Genomic DNA, 13538 nt, shown 5'->3' with positions numbered 1-13538 from the left:
GGGCGCGTCGGGTTCGGCCTGGTCTGACGGCGGTCCTCGGCCGCGCCGACCTCAGCCGGATCTGACGGCGCTCCCCGCCGTCGCGCTCCGCAGCGCGCGCCGGGCGACCGCGCCGACGTGCTGCTCGTCGGGACCGTCGAGGATCCTGGCCGTCCGCCCCGTGCGGAGCAGCGCCGGGAGCGCGGTGTCAGGGCCCAGGCCGGCCGCGCCGAAGACCTGGACGGCCCGGTCCGCGACCTCCTGGAGCGTGCGGGCCGCCGCGGTCTTCGCCAGACCCACCTCGACGCGGGCGTCGCGCCCCTCCGCGACCAGCGCCATCGCCTCGTACACCAGGGGGCGGGTGCTCCGCAGCGCCAGCAGCGACTCGAAGACGTGCTGCTGCACCAACTGCCGGTCCGCGAGCGGTCCGTGGGCCCCCTGCCGGGCCACGGCGCGGCCGCACAGCAGGTCGTACGCCCGCTGCGCCTGCCCCACCCAGCGCAAGGCCCGCAGGGTGCGCCCGAGCTGGAGCCGCTCACCCGCGATCGCCAGGGCCTGCCCGGCCTCACCGACGAGCTGGTCCCCGGCGACCTCGACCCGGTCGAACGCGATCTCGTACTGGCCGCCGGCGCCCAGGACGGGCAGTTCGCGGACGACCCGGAACCCGGGGGAGTCCGTCGGCACGAGCAGCAGGGAAAGACCCCCGCGGTCCCCGACGGCGCCGCTGGTCCGGGCGAGCACGGTCACCAGGTCCGCCTCCGCGGCGTGCGACACGAACCACTTGCGGCCCGTGACCGTCCAGCCGCCGCTCCGCGGCTCCGCCCGGGTGGCGGTGAGCAGCGGTTCGGTGCCCGGGACGTCCGGCTCGGTCATCGCGTAACAGGTGCGGAGATCGCCGGAGACCAGGCGGCGGAGGTACGCGGAGCGGACCCGCGCCGAGCCGTGGCGCGCCAGCATGGTCACGTCCAGCAGGGGCGCCGACCCCAGGGCCGCCGGGCCGTGGTCGCTGGCCCCCTCGGCCTCGGCGATCGGACCGTACGCGCTCAACGACAGTCCGCCGCCGCCCAGTCCGGAGGGCAGCGGAAGGGCCCACAGTCCCGCCGCCCGCGCCTCGGCGCGCAGCCGCCGCCGCGGTTCCGCCGTGCCGGGCCCGCCCGCGTCCAGCAAGGCCTCCACCGGGAACACCCGGTCCCGGACGAACGCGGAGACCCGCTGCCGCAACGGCTCGGGACCGCCCTCCGCGCCGCCGCCCGTGGCGGACGCGCGGGCGGAGCCGCGGCCGGCCGTCGCTACGTCATGATCCGTCACTGTTTCCTCCGTCTTGGGAACTCGACAGAACACGCGTCCGACTGCCTGCCCGTGGAAGAGGTCGGGCGCACCCGCCCGCCGGTTCCCGCGAACGTCACAGACCCCTGCGCCGGCCACCGCCCGCGCGAGGAGAGGAGAGGCATGGCGTCCCCAGCGACCCCGTACGACGCGGTCCGCCGCAGGCCCGACGGTCCGCGTCCGCTCGACGCACTGCGCGTCGACGTCGGCGGGCCCCCGGCCCTCACCCGTGTCGTCGCGGACCACCTGGGGCGCCTCGGCGGACGGGTGCGGAGCACGGACTCGGGCCGGATCGGCGTCGACGGCGCAGGGTTCGCCCCCGTCACCGCCGACACGGCCTGGGGAGCCCACGGCTCCGGCGTCGAGGACGAGGCCACCGCCCAGGCCGCCACCGGCGTGATGGCCGTCCACGGCCGCCGCCACGGCTCCCCGCGCGGTCTCGGCGTCGACTACCTGGCCACCGCCACCGGCGTGCTCACCGTCCAGGGCCTCCTCGCCGCCCTCGTCGCCCAGGCCCGCGGCGCCGAAGGCCCCCGCCGGGTGAGCACCACCGCCGACGGGGCCGGCCTGCTCGCCGTCTCCCAGTACCTGGCCGCGGCCGGCGCCGACGAGCAGGAGGCCGTCGAACTCGCCGCCGGGGGGCCGCCCTTCACCTCCGCGGACGGCGTCGACTTCGAGCTGGAGACCCTCGACCCCGGAGCCTGGGCCGCCTTCTGGCGCGCCCTCGGGGCATCCGCCGACGCGATACGCGCGGGCTGGCGGCCCTTTCAGTTCCGGTACGCGACGGCCTGCGCGCCCTTCCCGCCCGCCCTGCACGCGGTCACCCGGCGGCACGGCATCGAGCAGGCCCTGCGGGCCGCCGCGGCCTCCGGGGCCGAGGTGTGCCGGCTGCGGACCCTGGCCGAGCGCGCGCGGGAGGACGACGGAGCCGACCCCTGGTCCCTGCGCCCCCTCCTGCCCGCCGCGCCCGAGGCCCCGCGGCCCGCGCCGACCGCCGGGCCGCTCGCGGGCCTGACCGTGCTGGAGGCAGGCCGGCGGATCCAGGCACCGCTCGCCGCCCACCTGCTCGGACGGCTCGGCGCCCGCGTCGTCAGGATCGAGCCCCCGGGCGGCGACCCGCTCCGCGGGATGCCGCCCGCCTGCGACGGCGTCTCCGCCCGGTGGCTCGCCCTCAACCGCGGCAAGGAGGCCGTCGAGATCGACATCAAGTCGCCCGGCGACCGCCGCCGTCTGATCGAACTGGCCGCCGAGGCCGACGTGTTCCTGCACAACTGGGCCCCGGGCAAGGCCGCCGAGCTCGGACTCGACTCCGCCGACCTGGCGGCCGCCGCACCCTCCCTCGTCTACGCCTACACCGGCGGCTGGGCGGACCGGATCGCGGACGCCCCCATGGGAACGGACTTCATGGTGCAGGCCCGGACCGGCGTCGCCGAGGCCGTCCGGGCCGCCGGTGAACCGCCCGCCCCCTCCCTCATGACCCTGCTCGACCTCCTCGGCGGTCTGCACGGCGCCGAGGCGGTGCTGGCCGGACTGCTCCTGCGCGAGCGCACCGGCCACGGCGTACGGGTCGACTCCTCGCTCCTCGGCGCGGCCGACACCCTGCTCGCCCCCGCCCTGGACCGGGTCCGCCGCGGGGACGACCCGCGCCCGCCCGCCGGATTCCGGCACCCCCTCCGCACCTCCGACGGCTGGATCGCGCCCGGCGACGCCTGCGCCGAGGCCGCCGCCGCCCACGACCTCGGCGGCATGTGCACCGAGGACGCCCTGCACCGGCTGCGCTCCCGCGGGCTGACCGCGACCGCCGTCACCACCGACCTCGCCGCCCTGTTCCACGACCCGCGCCTGTCCGGCCCGATCGGCCGGGACGCGCACGGCGCCCCCGCCGTCCCCGACCCCTGGAGCCTCGCGTGACCGTCGCCCTCCCCGACCTCCTGCCCGCCGGACTCCGCCGCTCCTGGGCGGTCGACGGCACCTGCCCGGACCTCGACCTCTACAGCCTCTTCCGGGCCCGGCAGATCGCCGACCTGCACCGGACGGCCGTCCTCGACGCCAGGGGCACGCTCTGCTACACCGCCCTGGACCGCAAGGTGCGCAGCCTGGCCGGCGGCCTGCGGGCCCTGGGCGTCCGTCCCGGTGACGTCGTCGCCGTCCAGCTCCCCGACCAGCGCAACGCGGTCGTCGCCGACCTGGCCGTCGCCGCCCTCGGCGCGGTCGCCCTGCCCTTCCCCGTCGGACGGGGCGCGAAGGAGGCGGAGTGCCTGCTCCGCGGCTCGGAGGCGGTCGCCGTCATCGCCGCGACCGAGCACCGGGGCCGTGCGCACGCCGCCGACCTGCTCGCCCTCGCCCCCTCCCTGCCGGCCCTCCGGCACGTGGTGTCCGCCGGCCCGGGGACCCCGCCGCCGGGAACCGTGCCGCTGCGGGACCTGCTGCGCACCGACCCCGCCGGCTTCGTCGCGGCCCGCCCCGACCCCGACGGCCCCGCCCGCATCCTCGTCTCCTCCGGGTCGGAGGCGGAGCCGAAGATGATCGCGTACTCCCACAACGCCCTCGCCGGGGGCCGGGGGAACTTCCTCGCCTCCCTCATGCCCGACGACACCCCGCCCCGATGTCTCTTCCTCGTCCCGCTCGCCTCGGCCTTCGGCTCGAACGGCACCGCCGTCACCCTCGCCCGGCACGGCGGATCCCTCGTCCTGCTCGACCACTTCACCCCCGGGGCCGCGCTGGAGGCGATGCGCGCGCACGCCCCCACCCACGTCCTCGGCGTCCCCACGATGATCCGGATGATGCTGGAGCACATGGAGCGGACCGGGGAGCGGGTGCCCGCGCCGACGGCCCTCGTCCTCGGCGGCGCGCCGCTCGACGAGGCCACCGCGGCCGCGGCCGCCGCGTCCTTCGGCTGCCACGTCGTGAACCTGTACGGATCGGCCGACGGCGTCAACTGCCACACCGGCCTCGACCACAAGGTCCCGCCCACCGACCGCTCGGGCGTGGTCGCGGGCCGGCCCGACCCGCGCGTCGCGGAGATCCGCGTCACCGACCCCGAGACCCACGAGCCGCTGTCCGACGGGCGGATCGGCGAGATCGTCTCGCGGGGCCCGATGACCCCGCTCTGCTACGTCGCCTCCCCGGAGCTCGACACCCGCTACCGCACCCCCGAGGGCTGGGTCCGCACCGGAGACCTCGGCTACCTCGACGAGGACGGCGTCCTGCACGTCGTCGGCAGGCTCAAGGACGTCGTCATACGCGGCGGGGCCAACATCAGCCCGGCCGAGGTGGAGCGGGAGCTGGCGGGACACCCGGCCGTCCGGGACGTGGTCTGCGTGGGCGTGCCGGACCCGCTCATGGGGGAGCGGCTGGTGGCCTGCCTCGTGGCGCGGGGCGGCGGGCGTCCCACCCCGGACGGCCTGGGCGCGCACCTGGCCGCGCGCGGGGTCGAACGGTACAAGCACCCGGAACACGTCCTCGTCCTGGACGCCCTGCCCCTCACGGCCGCGGGCAAGCCGGACCGCGCGGCCCTCCGGAGGCGCGCCCTCGACGAGAGCAGCGCCGCCACCGCACCCCGGCCGAGGTGAACGCGCGGGAGGGGCACGCGGACCGCGTGCCCCTCCCCGTACGGTCAGGCCGGGTCCATGGCCTTCCTCAGTTCCGCGGCGGCGTTCCGGTACACGGCCAGCAGGTCCAGGTCCTCGCCGGGGTAGTTCACGATGCTCACCTGCTTCGCCCCCGCGTCCGGCAGCACGGTGCCCGACGACATGTGCGCGTTGTCGAGGACGAAGGCCGGCTTCTTCGCGGAGAGTTCGGCCAGCCGCGCCGGGGTGACCGGCTCGGGGCCGTAGGTGCCCACGGTCGTCGCGCCCGCCAGCCCGGCGGCCCATCCGGTGAACACCTGGCTGACCACGGCCGGGCTCTTCCCGCCCGGCCAGGCCGCCCGCAGCTCGCCGTTCAGCTCGGCGACCTCCCCGTCGAGCCGCTTCTTGAACCGCGCGGCGGCGTCCTTCGTACCGAACAGCCCGCCCAGCCGCGTCACTTCGGCGGCCGCCTTCGCGGGGTCGTTGTCCAGGTTCACCTCGACCAGCCGCGCCTTCGAGCCGGCCGCCTCCTTGATCTTCGCCGCGTACGGCTCGAAGGGGGCGTAGAGCACGAAGTCCGCCTTCGCCACGGCCGCGAGGTCGGAGGGCTTCGGGTCGTAGTCGGGTGCGTGGTGGACCGACCGCGGCACGATCACCGTGACGTCCTCGGCCCCGGCGGCCTTGGCGAAGGCCCCCTCCCAGGTGGTCGTGACCACCACCACCGGCGTGCCGCCGGCCTCCTTCGCGGCCTCCGGCGCGGGGGCGTCCCCGCTCCCGCACGCGGCGAGGAGCGGAAGGGCCGCGGTCAGTGCGAGGAGGGAGGCGATGCGGGTGGTGCGGACGCGGGTGCGCGCCATGAGCTGTTTCTCCGTTCGGGGACGAGGTGCGCGGCGAGGACGACTGCCCCCGCCGTGAGGACGAGGACGGGACCCGGGGGCCAGTCCAGCCAGAGGGCCAGCAGGAAGCCGGTCAGGTTGACGGCGATCCCGATGCCGACCGCCCACAGGGTGATCGACCGCAGGGAGCGGCCGAGGCGCCGCGCGGCGAGCGCGGGCAGCAGGGTGAGCGCGTCGACCAGGAGGGCGCCGGTCAGTTTGATCGCCCCCGCCACGGCTACCGCGACGAGCACCAGGAGCGCGGTGGTGAGCAGCCGGACCGGGACACCCGACAGCTGCGCGAGCTCGCGGTCGTACAGCAGCAGGGCGACGTCCCGCCGCTTCCACCAGAACAGGGACGGGACGACCGCGGCGAGGACGCCGAGGACGACGAGGTCGGCGGTGCCGACCGAGAGGATCGAGCCCCACAGGAGGGCGAAGGCCCCCGAGGCGTTGACGCCGGAGACGGCGAGGACCAGCAGGGCCGCCGCGACGGCCAGGCTCATCAGCAGGCCCATGGCGCCGGACAGTCCGTCGGGCGTCCGGGCCAGCGGGGCGACGCCCGCTCCGGACAGCGCGCAGGCCACCAGCGCGCACAGCATCGGATCGAGACCGGTCAGGAGCCCGACGGCGATGCCGAGGAGGGCCACGTGCATCATCGCGAACCGCACCGGCATGATGTCCAGCCCCACGATGATCACGCCGATCACCGGCAGTCCGACGGCGGCCAGGAGCAGGGCGGCGCCCGCCCGCTGCACCGGCACGAGCTGCAGCACGGCACCGAGGTCGGCCGTCGCGAGCGCGCTCACCGGACCTCCCGCAGCCGCCCGGCGGCCATCTCCAGGACCCGGTCGCAGCGCTCGGCGAGCGTCCGGTCGTGGGTCACGACCACGAGCGTCACCGGAAGGGCGGTCAGCACGTCCGCCGCCTCCTCCTGGCCGGCGAAGTCGAGCGCGGCGGTCGGCTCGTCCGCGAGGAGGACCTGCGCCCCCGCCGCGACGGAGCCCATGGCCCGGGCCAGGTACATGCGCTGCAGCTGCCCGCCGGACAGCGTGTCCACCGGTTTCCCGGTCAGCGCGCCGACGCTCAGCCGCCGCGCGGCCTCCGCCGCGTCGGCCGGGGCGCCGCTGCTCGCCAGGAGTTCGTCGCCGCGCAGCGGGAACCGGCCGGCGGCCGGCTTCTGCGGGATCCAGGCGCAGGCCCGGTGCCGCCAGGCCCACTCGGCCGCCGTGCGGGCGGTCCGGCCGCCGACCTCGACGGTGCCGTCGACCCGGCGGTGCAGCCCGAGGACCGCGCGCAGCAGGGTCGTCTTGCCCGAACCGTTCGTCCCGGTCAGCGCCACGCGCTCGCCGGCGGCGATCTCCAGGTCGACGCCGGCGACCGCCTCGGTGCGGCCGTGCCGGCACGCGACCCCCCGCATGCGTATCTCCAGTCCGCCCATCCCGTGCCCTTCACCGCCCGTGTGCCCGTGCGGTGGAGGAGTCGGACGGGAGGGCCGCCGGGTTCCCGCGCACCGGCCGGATCCGCGGGCGGCTCAGCGGACGGGGTAGCCGTAGACGCGGCCCTGCTCCGTGAGGCGGGGGAGGAGCCGGCGGAGCGCCTCGACGGTCTGGGACCGGTCGCCGCCCGCGTCGTGGAAGAGGAGCGTCGGGCCGTTGGGCAGCTCGCGTTCGACGGTGGCGACGATCGCGGCGGTGCCGGGCCGCTCGAAGTCCTTGGTGTCGACGTTCCAGCCGAGGGGCCGCATGCCGTGCGCGGCGGCGAGCTTGCGGCTGTAGGGGGTGAAGGCACCGCCGGGGGCCCGGTAGTACACGGGCCGCACGCCGCCGGAGGCCTTGGTGATCATGCGCTCGGCGTCGAGGATCTGCCGCTTCTGGTAGTCCTCGGAGGCCTTGTCCATCGCGGTGTCGTGCGAGACCGAGTGGTTGCAGAGCCGGTGCCCCTCGGCGACGACCCTCTTCACCAGGTCGGGGTGGGCCCGGGCCTGCGTCCCCACCATGCAGAACGTGGCCTTCACCCCGTACTCCCGCAGCACGTCGAGCACCCGGGGGGTCCACACCGGGTCGGGGCCGTCGTCGATGGTGAGGTTGACGCCCCGCGCGCCGGCCTCCGAGGCGTGGGCGATGGTGATCGAGACCGGCTTGACGGCGGTGGGCGGCGCGGCGGGCCTGCTCGCCTTCGGCGGCGCGTCGTTCGCCGAGCCCGCCTGCGCGGTCCACACCGACGCGCCGGCGGCCAGCACCGTCACTCCCATGGCCGCCCCCACCAGCTTGCCGTACCAGCCCCGCCTGCCACCGTGCCGCGCCATGACCGCCCCGCCCTCTCCCGCACTGCCCCACCGGTTCCCGATCGCGTCGCGACCAGGTGTGAGGACGGTGCCCGGCGGCCGGAGGATGCGTCCGTTACCGATCCCGGACAATTCCGGGACCGTACGCGCGGACGGCACGCCCGCGCGGGCGTGCCGTCTGTGGGTGGGGAGCCGTGCGGGTGGCTCAGGACATGCGGCGCCTCATGTCGTCGCGTGCCTTCAGGGCGCTCTCGTGCACCTTCTCGATCGCCTCCCGCGCCTTGGCGGCCATCTGGTCGGCCTTGCCCTCCGCCTCCAGGCGCGTGTCGCCGGTCGCCTTGCCCGCGACCTCCTTGGCCGCCCCCTCGCCCTTCTGCACGGTGCTCTTGCGCATGACCGCATTCCTTCCGTCGCATCCCACGTCGGGTCCGCATCTCTGTCTACGGACGCGACTGCCCCTGCCGCCGGGAATCATGCGGTGGAGCCGGGACGGCGGATCAGGGGCTCAGTCCGCGGTGCGGTGCGGCACCGCGTTCCTGCGCCGCGCGACCGCCCGCATCAGCAGTCCCATCAGGCACACCGCGGTGACCACCCAGACCGCGGCGAACAGCCACAGCGGCCCGGACGACGAGGACAGGGCCGCCAGGACGAACAGGGCCACGCACGCGACGCCCAGGACGCCGGTGATCAGACCGAGGCGGCGCCCCAGGACCGCGCCCCGGGCGCCCTCGGACCGCCCGTGGCCGCCGCCGGTGTGTCCGAGGGAACGCAGCCTGCGGCTGAGGGACGCGTCGCTCCGAAGGCCCTGCTCGATGCCCTCCAGGATCTTCCGTTCCTGCTGGGTGAGCTTGGGATTGGCATCGTGCATGGCGAACTCCCGTCGAGCGTCGAGCGGTCCGGTCAGGTGCCGTGGCCCCGGAGGGCGGGGTCGAGGCCCCGGACGGCGTGAACGTCCCGGGCCTCGGTGCATGCTGCTCGCAGTAGGGGAAACATGTTCCCCGACCGGTCCTCGCCCGGGAATCCCCGCGCACGCCCCTTCGTGCGCGACGAACGGGCGGTGCGCCCGGTTCCCCGGGCTCTCACCCGGCCTGTTCCCGCAAAACGGCCCCCGTAAGCACCGTGCGGCCCGGCAGCTCACTCCCGTGCCCGCGACCGGTCGCCCTCCGTCAGGAGACGGGCTTCTTCGGTGACCGCCCCAGGGCGCGGACCGCGGGCACGGCCAGCATGACGCCGATCAGGACGACCCCCGTCACCGACGAGAACAGCAGCACCCGGTCCGCTCCGTACGCCTCCGCCGCGGGGCCCGCCAGGGCGCGGCCCACGGGGATGACCATGATGGAACCGGCCACGTCGTAGGCGGAGACGCGGCTCAGGACGGCGAGCGGGATGTGGGACTGCACGCTGGTCGCCCACATGACCCCCCAGAAGGCGAAGCCGCACCCCGCCAGGACGCCCGTGAGGGCGGTCGCCGTGAACGACCAGCCCAGGGCCGGGGCCAGCGGGTTGAGGGAGAAGAAGAACATCGCGCAGGCTCCCGCGACCAGCGGCCTGGTCGGCCGGACCCGCATGCCGAGCAGGCCGCCGACGATCGTGCCGGCGCCGTCGGCCGAGGCGATCCAGCCGTACCCGCTCGCGCCGTGCTGCTCGGTGAGCAGCGCCGCGCCCAGGGGCAGGGCCGGGCCGAAGACGAACAGGCCGTACACCGCCCACACGGCGATGACGCCCCACAGCCAGGAGCGCGAGCGGAACTCGTGCCAGCCGGTGGCGAGCCGGTTCCACAGCGGGTCGTCGCTCTCGTCCTTCGCGGTGCCGAGACCGCGCAGCGGCGCCAGGCCGAGCGCGCTGAGGGCGTACGCCGCCGCGATGACGACGAAGGAGCCCGCCACGTTCCAGTAGGCGACGAGCAGTCCCGCCACGCCGGGCCCGAGCAGGGTGCAGACCGCCTCGGAGATCCGCAGCAGCGCGTTGGCCCGCTGGATGTCCTCGGCGACCCGCGGGATCAGGCTCGCCAGACCCGGCTGGAACATCGCGGTGGCGGCACCGCTGAGCGCGAGGAGCGCCATGATGTGCCAGAGGCGCACGTGCGAGCCGATCAGCAGCACCGCGAGCGCCAGCATGGCCACCATGCGCACCACGTCGGCGCCGACCATCATCACCTGCGGGGTGAAGCGGTCGGCGAGCACGCCCCCGAACAGGACGAGCAGCACGATCGGCGCCATCCACGCGGCCAGCGCGTAGCCGACGCCCGACGCCCCGTACCCGGCGCCCAGCACGGCCGTCGTGAGCGACACCATCAGCATGCCGTCGGCGAGCAGCGAGGTGCTGCGCGCGGTGAAGAAGAGCCGGAAGCGGCGCGATCGCCACGGGCTGGGGGGAGCGCCCTGCTCCCGCTGTGCGGTTGCCTCGTCCATCGTCATGTCACATCCCGGTCCCGGCCGGTCCCTTCCCTGAGAATCTGCTGCCGGAGCCAGGCGCTGGTCCGGTCCGCCTCCGCCGGCGGTCGGTGGACGATCACGTACCGGCGCGGGGCCAGCACCCCGGGGCGGCCGGGGAGCGCGTCCATCAGTGCGGTGTGGGCCGCGGCCGGTGTCAGCGTGCGGTCGCCCACGGCGACGTACGCCGTGAGGCCGCCGTCCTCCGCCGGGCCGCCGTCCTCCGCCGGGCCGCCGTCCTCCGCCGGGCCGCCGTCCTCCGCCGGGCCGCCGTCCTCCGCCGGGCCGCCGTCCGGGCCGGGGGGCCCGGCGGTGACGTGGACCGGCAGGCCCCGCAGGGCCTCGCTCAGCGCCCGTGCCACGAGCGGCGGCGAGGTCCAGGAACCGTCGACCCGGTGCCAGTCCGGTCCGCGGTCGACCGGCCCGACGCCCGTCACCCGGGTCAGCGAGGCCAGCGGTACGTCGTCCTCGGCGGCGGCCTCCAGGAGCCGGACGAGGCCGGTCAGGAAGGCCTCCGCCTCAGCGGGCGCGAACAGCGCGGGATCCAGCCAGGCGGCCAGGTGGAGCTCCGGCTCGATCGCGTGGACGAAGGTCAGCACGCGGGTCGGCAGCACCTGGCCGGGGCCCCAGCGGAGGTCGAGCCCGGCCGCCGCGTCCTCGTCGGCCGGGTCCGGGCCGGCCGCCGACGTGACCGCGGCGACGGTCGGCGGCAGCGTGCTGACGTCGTTGAAGACGATGTCCCGGGCGAACCGGCTGCCCCGTTCGCGGGTCGTCTCGCCGATCATCTCCCAGAGGGCCACCGCGTCGAACTGGCTGTGCCGGTACGCGTTGAGCGCGGCCCCCCAGGCCTTCTTGAGCAGCGCGTCGAAGCTCGGCACCCGGACGTCCAGGGAGAGCAGCGCGTCCTGGGACAGGGTGTTCACCGACCGGGCCAGCCGCGGGTGGTAGCGGTTGGACGTCGGGACGGCGGCCACGCAGACGGGCTGGTCCGCCCGGTGCGCCACCAGGGCGCACCAGGCGGTCAGCAGCACGGTCGCCGGCATGCCTCCGGTGCGCTCCGCCACGCGGGCCAGGGCCCGGGCCGCGCGCCGCGAGCGGAGGGTGAGCCGCGGCGTCGGGACGTCCGTCCCCTCGGCTCCGGGCTCCGCGAACATGGCCTGCGGCTCGGTGCGGATGATCCGTTCCCAGTGCCGCAGCGACGCGGCGGACCGGCGCAGCCCGGCCGGGGCGGCCTCCTCGGCGGCGAGGGCGAGCGGGGTGAGGGAGTCGGGCGGGGGGAGGGTCTCACCGGCGAGCAGGCCGAGCCACTCCTCCCTGAGGACCGCGAGGGCGCCGACGTCGGTCACGGCGTGGCTGGCCGCCACGGCCGCGAAGGCGGGAGCCCCCGACCGGGCGACCAGGCGGACGCGGAGGGGGAAGTCCCGGTCCAGCCGGAACCGTTCGGCACGGGCCCCGCGGGCCAGGGCGTCGGCGTACCCGGCGGGGTCCTCGGGAAGGTCCTCGTGGTCGAGGACGGTCACCGTGAACGTTCCCCCGGTCGCCACCACCTGCTCGCGCGGCGCGCTCCCGGCGGCGTGCGGGAAGGTCGTGCGCAGCGCCTCGTGGCGTACGGCGAGCGTCCGGAGGGCCTCGACGGCGGCGTCCTCCGTGGTGCCCGCGGGAACGGGCCACACGTCGTGGATGTTGATGTGCTCGGGCTCGTCCCGCAGCATGCAGCGGATCATGTTGGCCTGCCCCATGGTGACGGGGCCCCGGCGCTCCCCGCCCCCGGTGGCGTACGCGACCGTGCGGACCCGGGCGCCGCCCGGGGGCCGTGCCGACCGGCTCGCGCCGGTCAGGGCCTCCCACGCCTCGATGAGCAGGGCGAACTCCTCCATGTCCCGGCGCGCCTCGTCGAGGAGCCGCTCCCGGAGCGGGGCGAGGACGTCGGCGGCGGTGGCGTAGCGGCCGCCGAGGGAGCGGTAGGAGCGGTCGAGGACGTCGAGCCGTGCGGCGTTCGCCGCGCGGTCCGCGCGGGCGCCGTCCCGGACGAGGCCCGCGACGGCGGCGGCCCTGAGCCGGCCCCCGGCGTCGAGCAGGCCGTCGCCGGCCTCCTTCGCCGCGGTGTGCACGGCGTCGAAGTGGGGCGTGGAGAGCAGGAACTTGGCGAACCGGAGCTGGTAGGCGAGGAAGCCCTCGTCGGAACGGCGCTCCCCGGTGTGGAAGTTGACGATGTGCCGGTTGTGGAGGACGCCCGGCAGCCGGGCGTTCTGGACCAGGTGCACGAGGAAGTAGTCGCTGCCGATGGTGTCGGTGGCGGGCGGCAGAGGCACCCGGCCGTACACCTCGCGGTGCAGCGCGATGTTGCACATGTCCACCCGCGTCGGACTCACGCTCGTGAGCGTGGTCAGGTCGCCGCTGTACGGGGTCGTCCCGGCGCCCCGGAAGGACTGGGCGATGAGGTTCCTGCGCCAGATGTCCGGATGCCCGGAGGGGATCGAGAGGCCGACGACCTCCTCGTAGACCTCCGGGTCGAGGCGGCGGATCTCCTCGACGTCCACGGACATCGCGCCGACGAAGGAGCCGCCGACCAGGGACACGGGCCGGTGGGCGCACGCGGGGTCGAGCCTGCTCCGGGAGACCAGGCCGGCCGCGTCGGCGGCGCGCAGCCCGAGCGCGGCGAGCTCGTGGTGGATCGGGAAGACCGGCTCGCCGTCCAGCTCCTGGTAGCGGCTGTCGGAGTCGCGGCGGTGGACCGACGCGCACCCAAGAGCCTCGGCGAGGAGGAACGCACGGTTGGTGCAGGCGCCGTAGGACACCCGGTCCGGCAGCATCAGGTCGAGCACGCGGTCCGGCGCGGCGACGCCGGACCGGTCGATCACCGTGCGGAGGAAGGCCCGCTGCTCGTCCTCGTCGAGGTGGTGGACGACCACGCCGGGCGCGGCGGGCAGCGCGGCGACGACCTCGCGGTGTTCGGCGGCGCTCGCCGCGTCGGAGGAGTCCAGGACGAGGAACCGCACCTCGACGCCGAACGTGCGGGCGCCGTAGGCGGCCTCCTCGGCCACCGCCCGCAGGGTCTCGGCGCAGGGCC

The 13538-nt window shown here is 76.0% G+C and carries 11 protein-coding genes; 2 read left to right on the top strand and 9 right to left on the bottom strand.

The genetic code is table 11. From position 1 onward, the window contains the following. Nucleotides 1-51 precede the first annotated feature (51 nt). Nucleotides 52-1287, bottom strand: coding sequence for an acyl-CoA dehydrogenase family protein (locus ACY0MR_RS04880; protein WP_473559320.1), 1236 nt, complete (start codon nucleotides 1285-1287; stop codon nucleotides 52-54). Nucleotides 1288-1428: 141 nt separating this feature from the next. Between ACY0MR_RS04880 and ACY0MR_RS04875 the strand changes: the two genes are divergently transcribed. Both ACY0MR_RS04875 and ACY0MR_RS04870 read left to right on the top strand, forming a co-directional pair. Continuing rightward, complete coding sequence (locus tag ACY0MR_RS04875) at nucleotides 1429-3216, top strand: CoA transferase (RefSeq protein WP_473559318.1); 1788 nt, start codon at nucleotides 1429-1431, stop codon at nucleotides 3214-3216. Next, nucleotides 3213-4877, top strand: coding sequence for a class I adenylate-forming enzyme family protein (locus ACY0MR_RS04870; protein ID WP_473559316.1), 1665 nt, complete (start codon nucleotides 3213-3215; stop codon nucleotides 4875-4877). Before ACY0MR_RS04875 ends, ACY0MR_RS04870 begins: the two co-directional genes overlap by 4 nt. Before the next feature lie 44 nt (nucleotides 4878-4921). On the opposite strand, the gene ACY0MR_RS04865 is transcribed toward ACY0MR_RS04870, so the two are convergent. The 8 genes from ACY0MR_RS04865 to ACY0MR_RS04830 all read right to left on the bottom strand — a co-directional run bounded on the left by ACY0MR_RS04865 (nucleotide 4922) and on the right by ACY0MR_RS04830 (nucleotide 13512). Further along, nucleotides 4922-5731: a metal ABC transporter solute-binding protein, Zn/Mn family gene (locus ACY0MR_RS04865; RefSeq protein ID WP_473559314.1), complete on the bottom strand. Its 810-nt coding sequence runs from the start codon at nucleotides 5729-5731 to the stop codon at nucleotides 4922-4924. Further along, entirely contained in the window at nucleotides 5680-6558 is an 879-nt protein-coding gene (locus ACY0MR_RS04860; protein WP_404078495.1) for a metal ABC transporter permease, read from the bottom strand. Before ACY0MR_RS04860 ends, ACY0MR_RS04865 begins: the two co-directional genes overlap by 52 nt. After that, entirely contained in the window at nucleotides 6555-7190 is a 636-nt protein-coding gene (locus ACY0MR_RS04855; protein ID WP_473559312.1) for an ATP-binding cassette domain-containing protein, read from the bottom strand. The genes ACY0MR_RS04860 and ACY0MR_RS04855 overlap by 4 nt, the downstream gene beginning before the upstream one ends. Nucleotides 7191-7283: 93 nt before the next feature. Beyond that, on the bottom strand, nucleotides 7284-8057 hold the full coding sequence (locus ACY0MR_RS04850) for a polysaccharide deacetylase family protein (protein ID WP_403317131.1): 774 nt from the start codon (nucleotides 8055-8057) through the stop codon (nucleotides 7284-7286). A 184-nt stretch (nucleotides 8058-8241) separates the two neighbouring features. Then, entirely contained in the window at nucleotides 8242-8430 is a 189-nt protein-coding gene (locus ACY0MR_RS04845) for a CsbD family protein (RefSeq protein ID WP_388795076.1), read from the bottom strand. A 111-nt stretch (nucleotides 8431-8541) separates the two neighbouring features. Next, nucleotides 8542-8904, bottom strand: a complete 363-nt coding sequence (locus ACY0MR_RS04840) for a hypothetical protein (protein ID WP_404078506.1) — start codon at nucleotides 8902-8904, stop codon at nucleotides 8542-8544. A gap of 298 nt (nucleotides 8905-9202) precedes the next feature. Next, nucleotides 9203-10453: an MFS transporter gene (locus tag ACY0MR_RS04835; protein WP_473559309.1), complete on the bottom strand. Its 1251-nt coding sequence runs from the start codon at nucleotides 10451-10453 to the stop codon at nucleotides 9203-9205. Then, on the bottom strand, nucleotides 10450-13512 hold the full coding sequence (locus ACY0MR_RS04830; RefSeq protein WP_473561698.1) for a DUF6271 family protein: 3063 nt from the start codon (nucleotides 13510-13512) through the stop codon (nucleotides 10450-10452). Before ACY0MR_RS04830 ends, ACY0MR_RS04835 begins: the two co-directional genes overlap by 4 nt. Between the last annotated feature and the right edge of the window lie 26 nt (nucleotides 13513-13538).

It is taken from the genome of Streptomyces sp. JN8 (assembly GCF_055808075.1).
This window is presented reverse-complemented; position numbering and strand designations above follow the sequence as displayed.